General features: G+C 62.0%; 17 protein-coding genes. 13 read left to right on the top strand and 4 right to left on the bottom strand.

Annotated features, from left to right (window positions below):
- The first annotated feature begins 19 nt into the window (after positions 1-19).
- The 9 genes from NA11_RS01910 to NA11_RS01950 all read left to right on the top strand — a co-directional run bounded on the left by NA11_RS01910 (position 20) and on the right by NA11_RS01950 (position 8,376).
- Positions 20-817, top strand: coding sequence for a crotonase/enoyl-CoA hydratase family protein (locus tag NA11_RS01910; protein WP_069159978.1), 798 nt, complete (start codon positions 20-22; stop codon positions 815-817).
- A complete protein-coding gene (locus NA11_RS01915) occupies positions 817-1,644 on the top strand; it encodes an SDR family NAD(P)-dependent oxidoreductase (protein ID WP_069159955.1) in 828 nt (275 codons plus the stop codon). The genes NA11_RS01910 and NA11_RS01915 overlap by 1 nt, the downstream gene beginning before the upstream one ends.
- A gap of 136 nt (positions 1,645-1,780) precedes the next feature.
- Positions 1,781-2,986, top strand: coding sequence for an acyl-CoA dehydrogenase family protein (locus NA11_RS01920; RefSeq protein WP_069159956.1), 1,206 nt, complete (start codon positions 1,781-1,783; stop codon positions 2,984-2,986).
- Positions 2,983-4,047 (top strand): phosphotransferase family protein, encoded by a 1,065-nt coding sequence (locus NA11_RS01925; protein ID WP_069159957.1) that lies wholly within the window; start codon positions 2,983-2,985, stop codon positions 4,045-4,047. The genes NA11_RS01920 and NA11_RS01925 overlap by 4 nt, the downstream gene beginning before the upstream one ends.
- A gap of 102 nt (positions 4,048-4,149) precedes the next feature.
- Positions 4,150-4,848, top strand: a complete 699-nt coding sequence (locus NA11_RS01930; protein WP_141717340.1) for a YbhB/YbcL family Raf kinase inhibitor-like protein — start codon at positions 4,150-4,152, stop codon at positions 4,846-4,848.
- Complete coding sequence (locus NA11_RS01935; protein WP_069159958.1) at positions 4,845-5,252, top strand: nuclear transport factor 2 family protein; 408 nt, start codon at positions 4,845-4,847, stop codon at positions 5,250-5,252. The genes NA11_RS01930 and NA11_RS01935 overlap by 4 nt, the downstream gene beginning before the upstream one ends.
- A gap of 369 nt (positions 5,253-5,621) precedes the next feature.
- A complete protein-coding gene (locus NA11_RS47135; RefSeq protein WP_141717341.1) occupies positions 5,622-5,987 on the top strand; it encodes a peptidase inhibitor family I36 protein in 366 nt (121 codons plus the stop codon).
- A 994-nt stretch (positions 5,988-6,981) separates the two neighbouring features.
- Positions 6,982-7,194 (top strand): hypothetical protein, encoded by a 213-nt coding sequence (locus NA11_RS01945; protein WP_069159960.1) that lies wholly within the window; start codon positions 6,982-6,984, stop codon positions 7,192-7,194.
- A gap of 168 nt (positions 7,195-7,362) precedes the next feature.
- Complete coding sequence (locus NA11_RS01950) at positions 7,363-8,376, top strand: WGR domain-containing protein (RefSeq protein WP_167837534.1); 1,014 nt, start codon at positions 7,363-7,365, stop codon at positions 8,374-8,376.
- A gap of 156 nt (positions 8,377-8,532) precedes the next feature.
- Here NA11_RS01950 and NA11_RS01955 read toward each other — a convergent pair whose 3' ends face one another.
- Positions 8,533-9,390, bottom strand: a complete 858-nt coding sequence (locus tag NA11_RS01955; RefSeq protein ID WP_069159962.1) for an alpha/beta fold hydrolase — start codon at positions 9,388-9,390, stop codon at positions 8,533-8,535.
- Positions 9,391-9,455: 65 nt separating this feature from the next.
- Between NA11_RS01955 and NA11_RS01960 the strand changes: the two genes are divergently transcribed.
- The 4 genes from NA11_RS01960 (at position 9,456) to NA11_RS44575 (ending at position 16,269) form a co-directional block, all read left to right on the top strand.
- On the top strand, positions 9,456-10,055 hold the full coding sequence (locus tag NA11_RS01960; RefSeq protein WP_069159979.1) for a TetR/AcrR family transcriptional regulator: 600 nt from the start codon (positions 9,456-9,458) through the stop codon (positions 10,053-10,055).
- 973 nt (positions 10,056-11,028) lie between these two features.
- Positions 11,029-13,719 (top strand): hypothetical protein, encoded by a 2,691-nt coding sequence (locus NA11_RS01965; RefSeq protein WP_069159963.1) that lies wholly within the window; start codon positions 11,029-11,031, stop codon positions 13,717-13,719.
- Between the two features lie 43 nt (positions 13,720-13,762).
- A complete protein-coding gene (locus NA11_RS01970; RefSeq protein WP_069159964.1) occupies positions 13,763-14,809 on the top strand; it encodes a hypothetical protein in 1,047 nt (348 codons plus the stop codon).
- Positions 14,810-15,495: 686 nt separating this feature from the next.
- Entirely contained in the window at positions 15,496-16,269 is a 774-nt protein-coding gene (locus NA11_RS44575) for a hypothetical protein (RefSeq protein ID WP_141717342.1), read from the top strand.
- Between the two features lie 721 nt (positions 16,270-16,990).
- Here NA11_RS44575 and NA11_RS01980 read toward each other — a convergent pair.
- The 3 genes from NA11_RS01980 to NA11_RS01995 all read right to left on the bottom strand — a co-directional run bounded on the left by NA11_RS01980 (position 16,991) and on the right by NA11_RS01995 (position 20,305).
- On the bottom strand, positions 16,991-17,326 hold the full coding sequence (locus NA11_RS01980) for a histone-like nucleoid-structuring protein Lsr2 (RefSeq protein ID WP_069159966.1): 336 nt from the start codon (positions 17,324-17,326) through the stop codon (positions 16,991-16,993).
- Between the two features lie 750 nt (positions 17,327-18,076).
- Positions 18,077-18,775: a hypothetical protein gene (locus tag NA11_RS01990; RefSeq protein ID WP_141717343.1), complete on the bottom strand. Its 699-nt coding sequence runs from the start codon at positions 18,773-18,775 to the stop codon at positions 18,077-18,079.
- A gap of 271 nt (positions 18,776-19,046) precedes the next feature.
- Positions 19,047-20,305, bottom strand: a protein-coding gene (locus tag NA11_RS01995) for an IS3 family transposase (protein WP_141717344.1) whose coding sequence is annotated in 2 segments (ribosomal slippage) — positions 19,047-20,032 and positions 20,032-20,305 — 1,260 coding nt in all. Because the reading frame shifts where the segments join, the coding sequence is not laid out codon by codon here.
- Between the last annotated feature and the right edge of the window lie 50 nt (positions 20,306-20,355).

Raw genomic sequence — 20,355 nt, forward strand, 5'->3', positions numbered from 1 at the left:
CCTGATGGAGGTAGGTTCCATGTCCGACGACACCGTTCTCATCGAGCGCGACGGGCCGGTCACGCTGATCGGCATCAATCGACCGCAGGCCCGCAACGCGGTCGACGGCCCGACTGCCGCGGCGCTGGCCACCGCGTTCCGTGACTTCGACGCCGATCCTGATGTGGCAGTCGCCGTGCTGCACGGCATCGGCGGAACATTCTGTGCTGGAGCAGATCTCAAGGCACTCGGCACCGAGCGTGGCAACCGGGCGGCACCCGACGGCGATGGTCCGATGGGGCCAACGCGCATGCGCTTGTCCAAACCGGTGATCGCGGCAATCTCCGGGTATGCCGTGGCCGGCGGTATCGAACTGGCCGTCTGGGCTGACCTGCGGGTGGCCGAGGAGGACGCTGTCCTCGGTGTGTTCTGTCGGCGCTGGGGTGTTCCGCTGATCGATGGCGGCACCGTGCGACTGCCTCGGCTGATCGGCGAGAGCCACGCGATGGATCTGATCCTGACCGGCCGCCCCGTCGACGCCGCCGAAGCGCACCGGATCGGCCTGGTCAACCGGGTCGTGCCGCACGGGCAAGCTCTGGCCGCAGCCCGCGACCTCGCTCACGAACTCACCCGCTTCCCGCAGACCTGCATGCGACACGACCGGCTGTCCATGCTCGAACAGCATGGCCTCACCGAAACCGAGGCTCTAGCAAATGAATTCGAGCACGGCACCATCTCATTTCTTGCCGACAGCCTGGCCGGCGCCGCACGCTTCGCCGCCGGTGCGGGCAGGCACGGCGACTTCACGAAGCTCACCACGGAAGGACCGACATCCTGATGTCAGCACCATTGGCAGGTAAGACCGCGATCGTCAGCGGTAGCGGGCGCGGCATCGGGGCCGCCATCGCCGCCAAACTCGCCGCGAACGGCGCGGCCGTGGTCGTCAACGACCTCGATCCCGTTGCCGCACAACAGGTCGCCGATCAGATCGCCAGTGCGGGAGGTCGGGCCGCAGTCTGCGCAGGCAGCGTCACCGATGCCGAGTTCGCGCCCCGTTTCGTCGATACCGCCGTGCAGTCATTCGGCGGACTCGACATCATCGTCAACAACGCGGGCTATACCTGGGACACCGTCGTGCAGAAAATGACCGACGAGCAGTGGGATGACATCCTCGATGTTCACCTCAAAGCACCGTTCCAGATCCTGCGTGCCGCGCAGCCAGTCATCAGCGCCGCCGCGAAACGTGAACGCGAGGAAGGCAATCCGGTCACCCGCAAGGTCGTCAACATCTCCTCACTCGCAGGTCTCTACGGCAACGCCGGTCAAGCCAACTACTCGGCGGGAAAGGCCGGAATCCTCGGCCTGACAAAGGCGATCGCCAAGGAGTGGGGCCGCTACCGCGTCACCGTGAACGCGGTTGCCTTCGGCCTCATCCAAACCCGGCTCACCGGATCTGCCGCCGAGGACGCGACCATCGACATCGCGGGTCGCGAGATCAAAGTCGGCGTCAACCCCATGATCCTGCAAGCCGCCCCACACATCACACCGCTCGGCCGTCTCGGCACACCCGAAGAAGCGGCGGGCGCGGTCTACCTGCTGTGCCTGCCGGAGTCCGACTACATCACCGGCGAAACTCTCACCTGCAGTGGTGGATTGGTCGGCTGATGCGTGCATTCGAATCGGTCGAGGAACTGGCTGCGGTCATCTACGTCGAAGACGCCGACAAACCAGCCTGCGTCGCGGAAGCTGTAATACGACTGTTCCGCTGATCCGACATCGATCCTTCCAACAAGAGGCTGATATGGATTTCTCGCACTCCGACCGCGCGGCGACCCTCCTCGACGAGGTGCGTAGGTTCGTTCGTGAACGCATAGAACCACAGGAGTCGGCGGTCGTGGCCGCCTTGGCGGTCGCGCCGTGGACGGTGCCGCCGGTGGTGGACGAACTGAAACGCGAAGCCCGCGCGGCCGGACTGTGGAATCTGTTCCTCCCCGGGGACGAACACGGTGCGAGTCTGAGCAATGTCGACTACGCGCCGTTGGCCGAGGCCATGGGTGGTTCGGGATTGGCACCGGAGATCTTCAACTGCAATGCGCCCGACACCGGCAATGCCGAGGTGCTTGTGCAATACGGCAGCCCGCAACAGCGGCAGGACTGGTTGATGCCGTTGCTGGACGGCACGATTCGCTCGGCCTTCTGTATGACCGAACCGGATGTGGCCTCCTCGGACGCGACGAATATGGCGGCCCGAGCCGAGGTCGATGGCGACGAGATCGTCCTCAACGGACGTAAGTGGTGGAGTACCGGCATCGGTCATCCGAACTGCAAGTTCGTGATCTTCATGGGCTTGACCGACCCGGAAGCCCATGCCTACCAGCGACATTCGATGGTCCTGGTACCGCTGGACACACCTGGTGTGAAGGTCGAGCGCATGCTCAGCACGTTCGGCTACTTCGACGAGCCGTACGGGCACGGTGAGGTGTCCTTCACCGAGGTGCGACTCCCGCTCGACGCCGTGATCGGCGGCCCAGGTAGGGGATTCGAAATCGCGCAGGGCCGGTTGGGCCCTGGACGCATCCATCACTGCATGCGCGCCATCGGGCTGGCCGAACGCGCGCTGGAGTTGGCCTGCCGACGTGGCTTGTCACGCACGGCATTCGGGAAGCCGCTGGTTAATCTCGGCGGCAACCGCGAGCGAATTGCCCAGGCGCGCATCGCCATCAACCAGGCCAGGCTGCTGGTGCTGTACACCGCGTGGCTGTTGGACACCAAGGGGATCGCCGGTGCCCGCAGCGAGGTGTCGCAAATCAAGGCAGTGGTGCCGCGGATGACGCAGGACATCATCGATATGGCCATCCAATTACACGGTGGCGCAGGCATGTCCGACGACTTCCCGCTGGCGCGCGCTTTCGCCGGCGCGCGGTCGTTGCGGCTGGCCGACGGGCCCGACGAGGTCCATCTCGGTTTAGTCGCCAGGCAGGAACTGCGGTCGTATCAGGAGGCGTGACCTTGACTACCGAAAACACCACCGACGTCCGCGACGAGGACCTCTTCGATGTCCATGCCGCCCACGAGTGGCTGCGTGACCGCGTTGCCGGTCTGGACGACAGCCGTCCGCGAGTCCGGCAGTTCTCCGGCGGCGCATCGAATCTGACCTACCTGCTGCGATATCCGCATCGCGACCTGATCCTGCGTCGTCCGCCCGCAGGCCGTAAGGCGGCGTCCGCGCACGACATGTCGCGAGAGTTCACCGTCCAGCAACGACTTCGCCCTCGGTTCCCCTACGTGCCACAGATGATCGCGCTGTGCACCGATGCCTCGGTGATCGGGTCGGATTTCTATGTCATGGAACGGATCTCCGGCACAATCCTGCGCTCGGATCTACCCGACGGGCTACTCCTCGGCGCGGATGAGGCGCGGACGCTGTCCGCCGCCGCTGTCGACCGGCTGATCGACCTGCACCGGATCGATCCGAGCACCGTTGGTTTGCGTGAACTGGGCAAGGGAGACGGATACGTCGAAAGGCAGGTCGAAGGCTGGGCGCGGCGCTACACCGATGCCCGCACCGACAATGTCGGCACCTTCACCGCCGTTATCGACTGGCTGCGGCAGAACCAGCCCGCCGACACCGCAATCACGGTGATACACAACGACTACCGGCTCGACAACCTCGTCCTCGACCCCGCCGACCCGACCCGGATCATCGGAATCCTCGACTGGGAAATGGCGACCCTCGGCGACCCGCTGATGGACCTCGGCGGCGCGCTGGCCTATTGGGTACAGGCCGACGACGACGAAGTCATGCGCAGCGCGCGCCGCCAACCCAGCCACCTACCAGGGATGCTGACCCGCCGCGAGATCGTCGAACGCTACTGCACTGCAATGGGAGTCGACGATAAGCACTGGCCATTCTACGAAGTGTTCGGGCTCTTCAGGCTGGCAGGCATCGGCCAGCAGATCTACTACCGATACCACCACGGCCAGACTACAAATCCCGCGTTCAAAGACTTCTGGATGTTCATCAACTACCTGGAATGGCGGTGTTCGACGATCGCAGGCATCGGGTGATCCACGCACTCCGGACTACATCGCTCGTGCGAATGTTGCTCCCGGGAAATGATAAGGGGTGCCTGTAGCCTGAGATCACCGAATATCGGCAGGAGAGCGACTTTGAATTTGTGGAGCAACTCTTTCAAAGATGGCGACTACATCCCCGGGGAATTCGCGTTCACGGTCAGCGATCCCGAGACCCACACCAGTTTGTCGGACAACCGCAACCCGCACCTCGCTTGGGCGCAACCACCCGACGCGACGCAATCGATGGCCTTGATCTGTCACGATCCCGATGTGCCGTCACGCGGCGACGATGTCAACCAGGAAGGCCGCACCGTCCCTGCCGACCTGCCGCGCGTCGAGTTCTTTCATTGGGTACTGGTTGACCTTCCGCCATCTATGCAATCGATCGCCGCAGCGAGCTTCAGCGACGGCGTCATCCCACGCGGCAAGCCTGGCCCGGAAATCCAGAATTTCCCCGGCCTGCGCCAGGGTTTGAACGACTACACCGGCTTGTTCGCCAACGACCCGGCGATGTCCGGCGACTACTTCGGCTACGACGGCCCCGGTCCGTCTTGGAACGACGAACTCGTGCATCGCTACGTCTTCACGTTGTATGCGCTGGACATTCCGCGATTGCCGGTGACCGGCAAGTTCACCGGACCGCAGGCGTTAGCAGCGATGCAGGATCACATCCTGAATGAAGAAAAGATCGTCGGTCTGATATACCCTGAATCCGACTTTGTAGTTCGCGAGGTTTCGGTTCACTGCGGCAGATATCTCCCCACAGAACCAGTAACGGAGGACGAGCTATGAGTGCCGATGACAACAAGCAGCTGATGATGGCGGCCTTCGCCGAGCTCGCACAGGGAAACTCGACGCACCTTCGCAAACTCATCGCCGAGGACTGCCGATGGAACCTGATCGGTACGACCCCCTGGTCGGGAGCCAATGTCGGCAAGCAGGCGATAGAGAACTTTCTCGCATCCGTCGACGACCGATTCACCGGCCCGGTCGTCCTCACCGCGGACCGGTTCATCGCCGAGGGCGACTACATGGCGGTCCAATTCCATGGCCAGGCCACCACCACTGAGGGACGCCCCTACAACAACGTCTACTGCTGGGTATGTCATATGTCCGATGGACAGTTACGGGAGATAACCGAGTATGCGGACACACAACTGGCGATGACGACGCTGTTCGCCCCATCGACGCAGTAGACGCTGAACCGGCCGTTCACCTCGTCTCGCTCGCCCGCGAGGCACTGCCAGGATCGGACCTCATTCACCGGCGAGCAGGCGCAGCGGGATAATTCCTGGTCAGATTTGCCCGGTCCGGACAGAAAACGCACTTCACCAGCGTAGATACTGCATGGAAGGTGTCAGTCCATCAGCCGCGCGGGCGGCCGGACCGGAAAACCACGAAACATCCTCCTGCCAGCAACTTCGCCCCTTCCGATCCGAGTAAACGATCGGCAGGCAGCCGCCACCGCGCCAGACTTTGCTCGGGATCTCGCCGACCCAACGAAGCGGCTCGGAGAGTTCTGCAATACCGGTTGCAATGAAACATGCCTATCACGGGGGTTCTCGATGAGTATTTCGCTTCGCAAGTTTTCCGGCGTGAGCCTGAGTATCGGATTGCTCGCCGCAATCTTTGCCTGGTCGACCGGCTTGGCACCGTCTGCCCACAGTCAGCCACTGTGCTTGACAGAGGTCTGTTTCTGGGAGGGGGCAGATTTTCAAGGAGAGAGGTCTTGGTTTCACAATATCGAGGGCAGGACTGACTGCAGGCAATTGCTGATTGGCAGCCAATCCGTAGTCAATCGCTATCAAGCACACATCCTACTGTTCTATTCCTCGGATTGCGCTGGTCAGCCGGCGGGACTTGACCCGGGGCATATGTATTCGAATACTCCGTTCAAAATCCACTCATTTAAACCTATGGGCCTCTTGTGACCCACGACGTATCGAGGAGGAAAGCGATGTTGTTCACTAGGAGAGTGTTGCCTGCCTTGGTCTTGGCCTTGACGTTGGCCGGATCGATTGGTGGCGGGATTGCCTCGGCCGGGACGCAACCCGGCGTTGCCGCCGTGATCGGTTTCGGTGGTCATGAGGTCACGACCGAGAAGCCTGAAATGAGCATCTGCATTATGGCGCCTCCGCAGCTCACTGTCTCTGATTATGTCGTGGAGGTGGCGGTCCGGGACTGCAGAGACCAAAAGCTGGTATGCAACCTGCAGTGCACCCATGCGATGGAGGGAGCTGCCGATTTGGATACAGCTAGGAAGATTTATTCCCAGTGTACGAGGAATTGCATGACCGGAGCGGGGTGCTTGGCCCACCCCGGGGACTTTGAACCGTGATCCCACTTCCAGGGGGAAAATTGAGAAAGAAACTCGCCATTTTCGGTGCCGGCGTCGCGCTCACCGTCGTCGGATCCGGCGTCGCCATGGGCAGCCCACCCGACCCGGGCTTCGATTACAGCAAGCCATACGCGGCGATCAGATTCCACACGTTTGACGAGTGTGAGGCGGGTCGTCGCGCCGAGATCCGGGCAACATCTGCGTGCACACGGGATCTGCCCGAGACGACCTGGTCATATCTCGTGAATACAAACCGAATCCAAAGGCGACGGTCTAGTTCTTGGTCACCTGAAGCGCATTCGAACGCCCGGCCGAGGCAATCGACCGGGCGTTCGACATCGTGAGAACTTGCCTGTCGCGGTGGGTGCCCTACCCTGCGAGAGCCCCGGGTGGGCGCCGCCGAGGAAATCCAGCGGCTTGGACGACGCCCAGCGTCGTGCGAACAGGTCGGGGCCGAAGCGCGCAATCGCAAATATCCGACGGATCGGGCACTTGACCTGGTGTGAGCAATATCCCACTCCTCGTTTCGAATTCCTTCTCGCGGGGGAGTAGCGTCGGTTCTCTTCTGTACCGTGTAAGGACATCTCGTGAACAATCTCGATCTGACGAATGCCATATCCGATTTCGACAAGGCAGTTGTCGAGCTACTGCGGGCCTCGGGATGGCTCTATCACGTGCATCGTGCCGCATCACCGGATCCATCGGTAGCACTCGACTTGCTGAAGACCGCCGCAGCCAGGCTGACGAGCGTGACGTTGAGCGAGGGGGTGTTCGAGCACCTCTACCACGAGGCCGCGTGACTGGCACCGATACTCGAACGCCGGGATCCCCATGAATGGGAACATCCTTGGCCGGGAGTAGGTTAGCGACGCCCGAAGCGGAGTTGCATGCCCTAAGTACCAATGGACCGTGTCTCGACGGAGCCTGACGACGCTAGGGGAGGATGCTGGGCGGGGAAAGGCGGATCGATGTCTGAGACTCGATACTTCGAGAAGGGCAACCACGGTTCAGCGAGGTTCTGGCAGATCCGGCGTGAAGGCGTTCGCTGCCACATGGCTTGGGGTCGGGTCGGTGGCAAGATTCAGGGGATGACCATGACACTCGATGACGAGGCCCACGCGGTGCGTCATTTCGAGTACAAGGCCAACGAGAAGCGCCGCCAGGGGTATGTCGAGGTCGAACAACACAGGGTTGCAGATGTCATCGATGTCTGGGATGCGGGCCCACTTCTAGATGTGATGCGGGTACACGAGGAGCGGCGGTATCCAGGTGCCTGGGATTTCTACTGGACTGGGTACGAGTCTGTCGACGGGCATGAGGGGGCCTATGCGAAGCTTCACGACTTCGGTGACGGATCGCGTTCCTTCTATGACTACCTGGTGCTCAGCGACGATAAGCGCCGCGCTGTCCAATTCGTGGTCAAGAAGTCCGGCCATGATCACCGGCTGGTCTCGGACTTTCTCGGATTCGTCCGCCCACGAGTTGCCTTGGCCTTCGACGGTCGGTCTCACCACAAGCTGCGTTTGCAGACGCCGATCGGCCGATTTGATCACGTGCTGATGTGTGCTCCGTCGTTGTGCTACAGCCGCTACGACGGTCGGGTCGGCCAAGTCATGCCGATTCTCAACTGCGAGATCGGCGATGGCGACACTGAAGCCTACGTCGAGGCTCGACTGCGGGGGCGAGACTCGATGCCGTCAAGCACGTGGGATCGCGAGCCCTTTCCGGTGATTGATCTGCGATTCGACCTCCACAGCGACATCGGCTTCGCTGAGCTCGGCCGGAGAAAGTTGTTACGAGAGAAGAAGTTCAGGGTCTACCGGCGCTCAATGCTTGATCGAAGTGTCAGGCTTCTAGCTGAGGCTACGTCCGACAGTCGGTTGGAGATCCGAAACTATCGAGGGGCGATCAGTGTGCTCAGACCTGCGGATGTAACTTCGTGGACCGGTGGTGCGATCGATTCGTTCCTGTTGGAAGGCTAGTAAGGGCTGAGGTAGCTCATCAGTTGTCCTTTGCCTAGTTCCGGCAAGCCCAGGGCTCGAGCGATGTCGTTCGTCCCTAGGTGAAGGATCACAATGCCTTCTGAAGCCAGTGAGCGCCCCGCTTCGCGAGGTCGGTTCCTGGGCGGCCTGGACCACCTAGTCGTGCAGCCGGAGGTGTTCCAGGATGAGGCCGCGGACGGGTTCGAGGTCGGCCAGTAGGCCGTGCCCAGCACCGGGGAGTACCACCGTATGGGCCCCCGCGCGCCGCGCGGTCTTCGCGGCCACCGCTGAATCGTGCACCTCGCTCGCCCCGGCCAGTGCGACGAAGGTCGGGACCGGCAGCTGGGTCAGCCCATCTGGCAGGTGCGGATAGACGATCGGCGAGGCCGGGAAGTGTGCGGCTCCGTGCGCGAGCAGATCGAAGTAGGCCTCCACGTGCGCCGGTCCGCTGCCGGGGCCGTCGGGTGCCAGCATCGCGCGGGCGGCCTCGAAGGTGGGGTGCGGGTCGCGGTTTCGGCCCAGCTCCTCGAATTCGGGACTGAGCCCGGCGAAGACCAGGGGCGGGTCGAGCAGGACCAGCCGTCGCACCCGTTCGGGATGGGCGAGCGTGAACCGGAACGCGAGGTGACCGCCCAGGGACTGGCCGCAGAGGTCGGCCGCGGGTAGCCCGAGCAGATCGAACGTTTCCGCCAGCCAGTCCACGAGATCGTCCATGCTGGTCAAGGCCGCGCCGGTATGCCGACTGCGGCCCGGCTCGCCCATGATGTCCACGGCCCGCACGCGATGCTCCTCGGCCAGCGCACCGACGACCGGATACCACATCCCGGAAGTGCCGCCGTATCCGTGCAGCAGGACCAGCGACTGCGCCGCGGCCGGGCCGGCGGAGGTGACCCGCGTCGTTCCGTACCGACCCGGGAGATCTACCGTCTCGACCGGTACCGGCCAGTGGGCCAGCACCGCGTCGTAGGCGCCGAAATATGTTGCCTCCAGCTCAGGGGTGGCGAATGTACTCATCGCATCTCCTTTTGCAAGTCAGCTGTATTATGTCAGGTGTATGGAAACGAATGGAAGGGGTTCGGGTGCCGAAACAGGTCGACCACCGAGAACGCCGCGAAACCATCGCTCGCGCCCTGTGGCGAGTAGTCGAACAACAAGGTTGGGCCCGTGCAACGATGCGCGAGGTCGCCCGTGCGGCGGATGCCTCCCTGGGACAGGTCCAGCACTATTTCCGTTCCCGGACAGCGATGCTCGTCTTCGCGATGGAATTCGCTGCCGAACAGACCGCACGGCGCGTCACCCAGGGCCTCGACCGACTCGGCTCACCTGCGCACCCCCGAGACGTGCTGCGAGTGACGCTCATGGAGATGCTCCCCCTGCACCCGGACGCCCGCGCCACCAGCCGGATGAGCGCCGCCTACACCCTCGAGGCGCTCCACGACCCGGAGCTGCACGAGCAGGCCCGCCTCGGACTCCACGACGGCAGAGCACTCACCGAACGCCTGATCAGACAGGCGATCGCCGACGGCCACCTCCCCCCGGATCGTGAACCGGCGATCGAAACGAACCTCCTGCTCGCGCTGACCGGCTTCACCCCGCTGCTCGAGTTCGACGTCATCGATCCCGAGGCCGCGCTGACGGCCATCGATTACTACCTCGACCGACTCTTCGACAGCACCTAAGGCTATCTGCGCGTGGGAGGTCAACCCGAACCCCTGCGTCCGGGCGTCAGACCGAGTCTGGCGCGCTTGCACACCCGAACCGTCACGGCGAGACGCAACAGCGGCTCCGCTCATAGGCGGGGTGCCGCCGAAAGCGGGGTTTGCTAGAAGGGTGCTGGACGTCGAATTCATCGGCGTGTTGGTAGGGCGGCACGCCGATGGGGAGACTGGAGGTTTGTCGTCGCAGCCATGTGGGTAGGGAGAAGGAGACGTTGCAGTTAGTGCCGTCCCACGGCCGAATCCGACTGGGGTGATGCGGGTCTACCAGCTACATGTGAGCCTTAACCTGCCATGACGGCTCTCCATATACTCTCCACATTGAACGCCATAAGGCCCCAGATCGGACCATATGGCAAGTTCCCCGTAGGAGGAAAGCGCCTGGTAGGCGCCATATTTGCCATATGGCCCGTGCTGGGCTATGCGCCCCCGGCGGGGCACGATATAGATGGGAACAGCGTCGACCTGCCGTTTGTAGGTGGCCAACTGGTGGTCGAAGCGGACTTCACGCTGTGACACCCGAAGGTGTTCACGCGCGGGGTTCGACGCACCCACCCTCCGCGTCGGCTCTGCTGCGGTGAAGCACTGGACGCGATGGAGACCGACGACGGTGATGAGTTGTCAGGCGTTCAGTGGACAGACATTCCGTACCCATGCTGTGAGAGTTAGTGGGTGGGCGCGCAACGGCTGCGCTGCACGGCACCGCGGAGTTCACGGCTGCGGTTCCGGGAGGCGCATTGGGTACGGCCGACTTTGTGGTCGGCTCACTGTCGGGCGCCGGTGTGGTGGGGGAATAATTTCGATGCGCTCGGCTGGCACGCACGCGGCAATGTCGTTCGGCCGAATGATGGCGCTACAAGCGGTAAATCGGTTGGAGCGGATCTGGTGACTCTGATCGGGATAGTGACGGCCCGTCGGCCAAGGATGATCGGGGTGGATGTCGATGGGGGACGCTGAAACGTTTACCGAGCGGTACCACCGGTCCGGATCGTCGTCGGATCGAGACCAAGCGATCACCGCCTATCGTAGGGAACGATTCCAGTACGACGAAGTTCACGACAGTTGGCTGTCGTCGACCCTGTCGATGCGCCAGCTACTTCTCGACCGTTGGCGCGCTGAGAAGGCCGCCGCCGATCTGAACGAGATCATCGACCTTAATCACGACCTTCTCGGCGACCGGCGATTCGATGACGAGGACCGTGCAATCTTGCTGTGGAGCCAGACCACGTTGCTATGGCAGCGATCCAATCAGGAGCTGTCACTGGACGACCTCGGTCGAGCCGTGGCAACCGGTAAGGACTTGGCGGCGTTGACCGGCGATGACCACCCAGATCGATTGTCGTCCATCGGATATATGTGCCAGCAGCGGTTCCACTCGACGCATGAATCGACAGACCTGGACGCCGCGATCGAGCTGTGCCGCCGGTCCGTTCGCACTCCGGCCGACGACGCGGCAGAACAGGGCCGCCGACTCTCTAACCTGTTTGGCGCATTGACCATACTCGCCGACGAAACGCACGAGATAACGGACTTCGACGCCGCTGTCGAAGTTGCTCGGGCCGCTGTCGCGCTGTATCCGGATGGAGATCCGCCGCGGGCGCAGCACTTGAATAATCTCGCTGCGGCCCTGTGCGGACGGTTCCAGCGCTCGGGTGCCGAGCACGACCTCGATCAGTCGGTCCGATACAGCCGAGAAGCGTGGCGCACGGCCCCGAACGAACAGGAACGACTGAGCTACGGCGCCACGTTGCTAGTGACGCTGGCCTTTCGCCTGGACCGCTTCGGGGACACGATCGCACTCGACGAGGCACTAGGACTACTCAAGCAAGGGTGGTTTCCGGAGCCAAGTTGGCTGGGAAGCATCCGAACGCTCGCCGAGGCGGTACGTCGCCACATCGGAGACCTGTCGATCGATGCCGATTTGCTCAACTCCTTGCTGTCCGCGTATGCGCGCGGGCTCATCAGGATGAGTATCGACATCATGGATGCGGGCGCAAAGGCACGCGACCTTCGACTCATCGACGGAGCGGGAGACCTTCTGGCTACCGCCGAAGCCATCAGCGACACAGCCGAATCCTGGATCTACCAGAGCCTGCGGGGACAGCTCCTCATCCGGCGGTGGCAGGTCAGTGGCGCACGCGGGAACCTGGACGAGGCAATCGAGTTGCTGCTCAATGTAAGCACCGACCCATCGGCGCAGCATATGGCTGCCACACACCTCAAGGACGCAGCGACTGCGCTGACGCGTCGTTTTCGGCGGCGGCGCAGGAAATCAGACTTGGAGGATGCTGCCCGGTACATGGCACGAGCGCTCGCCCTGACCGACGACTCCTCGGAGGATCGCAGGGAGATGGTGGAACCTTTACAGGGGATGCAGGCGCACCTCGCCGACCCGCCGATGCTGATCAATCACTCCGATATGGGTGAAGCTGACCGCGAGGACCTCAACTCCCCACATGGGCTAGCGAACATGAACGCTTGGCACCGAGGAGAGCCGCGCGACTCCGGCTTGACCTGGATACAAGCCGGTCCAGACGATCACCCAGTGCGTCGGTCGATCCCGAGTGACCCGAGGGTGCTATTCCTTCGGACGTTCACTGCGGACGACGCCAGCTATGTCGTACTGAACAGCCTGGCGATGGCGCTCGACGGCGGGGTGGGCCGCATCGACATCGTCAGCGACCTGCGCGACCGGAGTGAAATCGAGCGGCACTGGACGACGGCGTTCGGCGCCAGCTCACCAACCGAACGTATTAACTTTGTAGCGTCCACCCCGGATGGCTGGCGACAGGAGATCTTGCACCGGATCGCGTTGACCGATGTAATCGTCCTACACGTCTCCCCGAAGGACGTGAACTTTCCAGAGTTCCCATTCGGACCACCCAGCACTAAATTGGGCGGTGACGGGGTCTGGGAACGAATCATGGATGCGCCACTGTCACGTCCCATTACCGGCCCTGGGCTACTGCGAGAAGTCGTTTACCTCAACCGTTTGCGCCGGTTGCCGATGACCATCGTGATCTGCGACGACCGGTACCAGGAGACGCTCGATGACATGATCGCTCTCAGCGGTTTGATGGGTGATGCGACAGATCTCGCGGGGAACTTCGTCACGCCGCGATTCGCCGCGATCGACAAGCAGCTCGGACACCTGCACAAGGCGTACCGCGGCCTGACCTACAGACGGCTCGAGGGAGCGGCGGTGCTGCCCGGCTTGTCCGACGCGATCAGCCGAACGCTGGCCGACATGCGCACCGCCGACCTCACGCCTCCGACCCTGCCGTGGCGCCCACAGGACCTGGTGGGACGCTCGCCGACACCACGGCGACTGCCACCGGACAACCAGCCGAAGATTATCGGCTCCACCGACGTCGAAATGGTGCTGTTCCTACCGCAAGGAGAAATCACGGAGATCGATCATCGCGAGGTGCTGACCATCCTGAACCGCGAGGCGATCGCCACCGGGTGCCCCTACTGCCGCGCGCCTTTTGACCGAATGTTCTTCTTTGTCAACGGACTGTGGACGGCGGAGAAACGCGCCGCCGTGGGTACTCCAGATCTCTTGGCCAAGTGCCAAATCTGTGGACACAAGTCCAGTCAAATGAGCGAGATATTGATGCCCCAATAGCCGCTCACAATAGAGCAGCCTCTTTGCAACGAACGGAGACATCGTGCGCCCGTCGATCGTCATCACCGGCAGCGGCTCACCCCACCGGCAGTACACCCCGCCACTCAAAGACCTGCCCGGTCTCCCCGACGCGTGCGAGGCGATTGGTCGTGAACTTGTCCTGAGCGGCTGCGACCTCGTGGTCTTCTCCAGCAGCGAAGACTACATCGAGAAGGACGTGGTCCGCGGCTACCTGAGCGCCCTCGACATGAACCACCCAGGCACGGTAATCGTGCGAACACCCTACGACCGAGAGGTGAACTTCGACGTCCCCGAACACCTGAAGCACGTCGTCCAGATCAAGCCGGACGCCGCCGCCGAGTGGGAGGTGTCGTTCTATCGGGAGCTGTTCAAAACTGACGGGTTAATCGTGATCGGCGGCGGCCGGGCGACCCGAATCGCGGGCATATTGGCCATCGCGCAACACACCCCGATAATCGCTCTCGCCACCTTCGGCGCAAGCGCCCTGTCCGTCTGGCACCACCTTGATCGCCATCGCAACGACGTCACCGACGATGATCTACACCTGATGGCAGGTCCGTGGGCGGAGCACTCAGCGGCCGCGCTGGTGAGCAGCCTGCTCGACCAACTCGCCAGGCGGCATGAAATACTCCGGCGGCGCAAAAGGAACGAGGCGAAATTACAATGGACTCGAACTGTGCACGGGCTAGCAGCCATTCTCGCGCTTGCTCTCGCCGCGTTTACCGTTTGGCTGAGTTTCGGCACCGCTACCGCTGCGACGGCCGTGGCGTATCTCCTGTTAGGCCCACTGCTGACCGCGATCGGAGGCGCTCTGCTGCGCGATACCCGTTCCGACAAGCCGAACCTGGTGTGGTCAGCAGCACGTGGCCTCGGAGCCGGCATGCTTGCCGCCACGTTGTATGTGGCGTCTCAACAGTTAACGAATCCAGACCCGTTCACTGCCGACACAGCCCGCCGACTGGCTTGGTTCCTCGTGCCGATCGGCTTCGCCGCTGGCTACACTGTCGACCTCATTTTCGACAAACTCCGCCGCGTAGACGCCCTTGCAGAACAACCATTCACACGTTAGACAATATCGAACGCGTATGACGACGTGCTTTCTGTAATTACTGCCTGAGAATCGTTCTCTGCTGCGGTGTTACGCGAGGATTTTTCAAGATACTGTCCGGCAGCGCCCACTGTCGATTTCGGCGCGATCCTGGATCAGGCACAATTTTCGTGATTCGGTTGGCCTGGCTGGTCAGTCGTTGTCGCCCGGTCCGATCGTCAATTCCTCCCGTTTAACCGGCGGAGTGCATGCATTCGGTTTTTGCACAACTCCTTCGTCTCCGGCGAGCGAGACTCTCACGGCTATCGCTCATCTCGACCATCGTCACGATCGTCTTGGCCGGGCTGGGTTAGGCGCGGCGGGTGTCAGGCAATGCTCGGGCACCATTGCCGGAAGACGAGTTGGCCGCGCGGCGCTGATTTTGTCCCGTCGTCTCTGACCGCGCGGTTGTTCGCGACGGCCGACGGCGCTGGTGTTCGATAGTAGGGCGGTGTTCACGACAGCGGGCGCGTCATCCCACCGCAACGGGTTGACGCGCGCCCAGCGATGTAGCGGTACCTGCTAAACCAACTGGCCATTTTGTTCTCCACAACCTTCCGAGGCTGCGATGTTTGCCGTGCTCAGTTACCCGGGGAGTTGTCGAAGCATGAGCATCAAAGTCTTCGAAAGTGTCGATGACTCGTCTGTCCCGATCGTAGGATTGACCGGTGCTGGCGCTGCTGAGGCAATCGATACTGTTGGTTGCTGATTCCTCCTCAGAGATGCCCCCTCCTGTCAGTCCTGCGACAATCATCGTGAGGCCCCCTGACGTGTATGTCCAGCCTTCGTCAAGTGGGTGGGCGATTCCATTGGCGACTCTAATCGCGGCAGTCGTAGCAGGAATCTTTCTTACATTGAATGAGCACCTTAAGCGGAAGCGAGAGGATCGTCGTCAATGGGATAAGGAGGTTCGCGATTTATGCGTCGACGCTTTGAGGATCGCGGACGAGCTCAGGGGATTGATGTGGGACGCGACCGCTCGGGTTCACCGTTTTCCAAAACCCAGCAAATTCGCGCCGATAGAGCTGGCTCTACGCCTCCGCCACACCCGGCCTGACTTGCCTATTTCGCCAGAACAAGAATACCGCAAATCCCTTCACCCTCGCGCATCACAACTGAGCGAACAGCTTCATGACATCTTCGAGCGCGTGAATCTGATCGGCCCGCCGGGCACGATCGAGGCTTGTCGATCGCTAGCTGAGGTAGCGCAGAACGCAACCGACGGCCTACACGACGGGATAGCAACGAAACAGGGGAGGCGCAACATCTCGTATCATCGCTCGCAACTTGTCCAGGCGGTTAAATACGACATGCGCATCCACGTGACCAGCCCGGAGAACGATCGAGTCCTGCGAGCAGAAAGCAGACTGTATCGGGTACTCCCGCAGTTCCTGAAGAATCGGCTGTACTACAGAATTGCTAAGAATTATAAAGTCTTGTAATTCTGAGCCGCATCGCGAGACCTCCTTTGGATCGGCAAGCAACGCACGGGTTTCGCCAGTCAATCGCCCCGCCGTGGAAGTTCCGCATTGGGTTTGATATATCTCGTGGTGAAGTGGAAGGCCAGCCTTCGGATTGGCTTGGATGCTCCTGTGTCACCGTGATCTGCCCCGTAGCTGTAGCTATTCGCCAAGTCCGACACGAGCATACGAAGGACCGGTGGGTCGATTACGAGCAGTGCCGACATCGGGATATCCCACCCGCCAATCGACCAAGCGAAGGCCGGATGCCGTTTGCTGCGTCGGTGGCCGGATTCTGCAACCGATGTCGCCGTTGACACCGTTCAGCATTCCCGTAGCTAAGGTGTTGCCCAATTCTGCGCGGCGTCACGCGAGGCCTGTTCAAGATAGTGTCCGGCAGTGCCGAGACCGTCCCGTCCACGACTGCCACCGGTAAACCGTCGAAACGTTCAGGCTGTGTTGTTGAGCCCGTTCTTTCGGGCAGGTTGTGGGACACAACGATCGGCCCCTTCGGCCACCGTGTCACCAAGAAGCCTGGCGAGCAAGCGCGGTACCGATATTGGCCATACCGGTAAGCCGACAGCGGCGCCCTCGCCCGTCTTGTTGGCGTCGGCTGCTGCTCTGACGTGCTCGCGTCGGGTGTCTGTACACGGGCGATTCTGTTGGGGCGGCAGTTCGCCGGTACCTTGCGCCGAGGTTCAGGCTATGCGTTCGCCGTGTTGTATGCCTCGGTGATGTCAGCGGAGATGCGTCCTCGTGCCGATACTTTGTGTCCGTTCTTGGTTGCCCAGTCGCGGATGGCGGCTGAGTCCTCACGGGTGGCCATTGGCCGGGTCTTGGAGCTCTTGCCCCGCGGTGCGCGTCCGACCTTGCGGGCGTGGGGAGTCCAGTGCTCGAAGATGCCGCGCAGTGTGCTGGCGTTGAGCACGGACAAATCGATCTCGTAGCTGACCCCGTCGAGTCCGAAGACGACGGTTTCTTCGGCGGAGGATTTGCCGTCATAGTCATCGACGAGGGTGACAACAACTTGGCGTGCCATAGGAAATTTCCTCCGTAACTGATGATCGGCGGGTGTCGGGTGGCAATGGTAGCCGAATAGGCAAGCAGGCCAGGTTGCCCGGATAGCGGGTGTCGTTTCGGTGCAGGGGGTCTCGGTGCCTGGCGAGCGGCCTTTGTTGTAACGACCTGGAGCTCCTGGGGTGTTGTACGCGGAGGTGTGTTGGATGAAAGCTGTTGATTGCAAACAGGATTCGCATGGGGTCGGAGGGCCGCCTCCTCGGCGGGGCACCATATAGATGGGAACGGTGCCGACCAGCATCTTCTTTATGGTCGGTTGGTGCTCGAAGCTGACTTCGCGCTGTGACGGTCGCCGATCGTTGTATCGGTTCGGACCTCGGGGGCGGTCCGAACAGCGCCCACACAAACGCCTACCCGTCGGTCACTGATCTGCTGGGTCTGATGGCGATGCTTTCCCCAGCTGGTGTGGGACGCCTTCGGGGTCTCGCGCATCTCGTTTGCCGTCCCGAAGCAGTGGGCCCGCCAGCACCGGCATTCGACTGGGACCAGGACGTGATCCAGAAGCCTGCCAACGTCGGACCGCACGATTGGCCGCCGACCGTCGCGACCCCGCCGGGCCCAGCCGCGTGAGTACCGGATCGATCGATTCTCAACATGCGCGTCTCGTGCAACCCGGCGCCCGGGGCCTCCACCGAATTCGAGGACGACTATCGATTCTTCAGCTGCTTCACTCTCTCTATTGCCATGGCGACATCGTCAACGGCCGCCGTTTCTACGACTGAAGTATCTCGGCCACGGCCACCGCACCGGGTAGCGCAAGCACGCTGGAACCGGTGCTAATGGTGAGTTGAATGAGGGACAGTACTTCTTTGTACCGTTTGACGAAGCCTTGCGACTCGGCGTTCGCATCGCTGGTGGCCTCAGGGCGTATTACTGTCGCGCCGACAGCTCGCTCGAAAGCCTCAGCGAGCCCTACACTTCCTCGGAGCGCGTAGTGCCGCAGCATTACTCGGATGTTGTCGAGCTGCCCGAGGACCAGATCGCGGAGGTCGGCCGGGATAGTCTCCGCTGCCAAGGTGTCCTCGTAGAGGGCTTGGATCTTGTCGCTGAGTTCGTTGAGGGCCTGTTGGTCGACGCGGGTTTCGCCGCCTGCTCTGCTCAACAGAGTGCTGCAGTACCGCAGGTGCGAGATGTCGCTCATGGTGTAGTGGGACTGGACCGTCCGAGCTGCCGAAGTCATCGCCCACGCCTGCTGCAAAGCCGATTCGATATTGGGGCGCCATTGCATGAGCAGTTGCAGATCGTCATGCTCATCGGCTACGGCCTCGACGGCTTCTGCAACTGCTGCGGGAAGCGTCTGTAGGTAGCCGAACTCGCGGGCGAACTCCGAATCGGACTCGCAGCCAAGGGAGTTCATGAATGCCTCTTTGATTCCGAGACTAGGATCCTGGTGCTGGAGCAGATTCTCCATAACTGCTGCGAGCCTGGTAGCGGGGTTGTGTGCGGTAGGCATCCCAGCATTCTGAGCCATCCGCCAGGTGGTTCGGAAAACGACCGCGTGTCGAACAGGGTCGAGGGGCGCCGCCGAGGCCGTGTTCGGCAACTCCTTCGTTCCGGGTGATGCCGTCGAAACCCTGACCACCGATTCATGCCTACGGCAGGAGTGAGAGAAAGAGCGCGATGATCGCTATCTCCATCACCATGGCTGCGGCGAATGAACCGTCCCCACTTTCCGGCCGGCTTCATGGTTGAGTCATCACCGGCTGGGATGGCTGTTGTTGAGCGTAGTAGGCGGCCTCGTACTCGACGGGTGGGATGTGCCCGAGCAGGCTGTGCAAACGCCGGTTGTTGTACCAGTCGACCCATTCCATCGTCGCGTACTCGACGTCCTCGAGTGAGCGCAGTGGTCCGGTGAGAAACGGGCTGTCACGAGCGGTGGCTTCGGTCTTGAACAACCCGATCGTGGACTCTGCCAGCGCATTGTCATACGCGTCGCCGACACTGCCTACCGATGCCGCAATCTGTTCGGCGACAAGTGTTTCCGCGAATCTGATCGAGGTGTATTGCGACCCGGCGTCGCTGTGATGAATCAACCCTTCGGTCACGGTGTGACCGTCGTGGTCGCGTCGCCACAACGCCATCTTCAACGCGGAGGTGACCATCGCGGTGTCCTTGATCGTGGCTGCCCGCCAGCCCACGATGGAACGGGAGAAGCAGTCGATCACGAACGCCACATACACAAACCCCGACCAGGTGGGCACATAGGTAAAGTCGGTGACCCACTTACGATTTGGATCCACCGCGGTGAAGTCGCGGTCGAGAAGATCCGGGGCACGGCGATGACCGTCACCTTTCCCAGCGATCGTGGTGCGATGGTTGCCGCCGCGGATCACCCCGGACAGGCCCTCGTCGCGCATCAGCCGATCAACGGTGCCGATCCCGACCCGGTGGCCCTGGCGACGCAGATACGGGGTCATCTTGCGGCGCCCATACATGCCCTCAGGCGTCCCGGCGGTGGCGCGCAACGCGTCGGTCAGATACGCATCAGTCACCGTCCGTTGCGAGGGTCCAGCAGTTTTCCAGTTCCGATACGTGCGTCCGGCGACCTGCACGCCCTGCTCGGTGAGCACGCGACAGATCGGATCGACCCGGAAACCCCGTGCACGCATCTGATCGATGAACTCACAGATCAACGGCGGCGCGGGTCGATCTCCCGCGCAAAGAAAATCGACGCCGCTTTCAGAATCTCGTTGGCTTCCTTCAAATCTCGGACTTCGCGTTCGAGTTCCTTGATCCGCGCCTGCTCGGCGCTGCTCACCCCGGGAGCCTTCCCGGTGTCGACCTGGGCCTGCTTCACCCACACACGCAGAGTCTCGGCATGGACACCGAGCTTCGGGGCGAGCTCCTGACAGGCGGCATACGCCGACGGATACCCGTCGAGTCGGTCCAGCACCATCTTCACCGCACGCTCACGCTGCTCGATCGGATAACGCTTGGGCATGGCCCACATCCTTCACAGAGAAGGAAGCGGCCGGAAACCCGGGGCGGTTC

The sequence above is a fragment of the Nocardia altamirensis NBRC 108246 genome, from assembly GCF_001612685.1.
In the GTDB taxonomy this organism is placed as follows: domain Bacteria; phylum Actinomycetota; class Actinomycetes; order Mycobacteriales; family Mycobacteriaceae; genus Nocardia; species Nocardia altamirensis.

What these genes read in the sequence shown, in the direction of transcription:
- NA11_RS01910 (WP_069159978.1), top strand. Translation starts at nt 20, where the DNA reads ATGTCCGACGACACCGTTCTCATCGAGCGCGACGGGCCGGTCACGCTG.
- NA11_RS01915 (WP_069159955.1), top strand. Translation starts at nt 817, where the DNA reads ATGTCAGCACCATTGGCAGGTAAGACCGCGATCGTCAGCGGTAGCGGG.
- NA11_RS01920 (WP_069159956.1), top strand. Translation starts at nt 1,781, where the DNA reads ATGGATTTCTCGCACTCCGACCGCGCGGCGACCCTCCTCGACGAGGTG.
- NA11_RS01935 (WP_069159958.1), top strand. Translation starts at nt 4,845, where the DNA reads ATGAGTGCCGATGACAACAAGCAGCTGATGATGGCGGCCTTCGCCGAG.
- NA11_RS47135 (WP_141717341.1), top strand. Translation starts at nt 5,622, where the DNA reads ATGAGTATTTCGCTTCGCAAGTTTTCCGGCGTGAGCCTGAGTATCGGA.
- NA11_RS01950 (WP_167837534.1), top strand. Translation starts at nt 7,363, where the DNA reads ATGTCTGAGACTCGATACTTCGAGAAGGGCAACCACGGTTCAGCGAGG.
- NA11_RS01955 (WP_069159962.1), bottom strand. Translation starts at nt 9,390, where the DNA reads ATGAGTACATTCGCCACCCCTGAGCTGGAGGCAACATATTTCGGCGCC.
- NA11_RS01965 (WP_069159963.1), top strand. Translation starts at nt 11,029, where the DNA reads ATGTCGATGGGGGACGCTGAAACGTTTACCGAGCGGTACCACCGGTCC.
- NA11_RS01980 (WP_069159966.1), bottom strand. Translation starts at nt 17,326, where the DNA reads ATGGCACGCCAAGTTGTTGTCACCCTCGTCGATGACTATGACGGCAAA.
- NA11_RS01990 (WP_141717343.1), bottom strand. Translation starts at nt 18,775, where the DNA reads ATGGAGAATCTGCTCCAGCACCAGGATCCTAGTCTCGGAATCAAAGAG.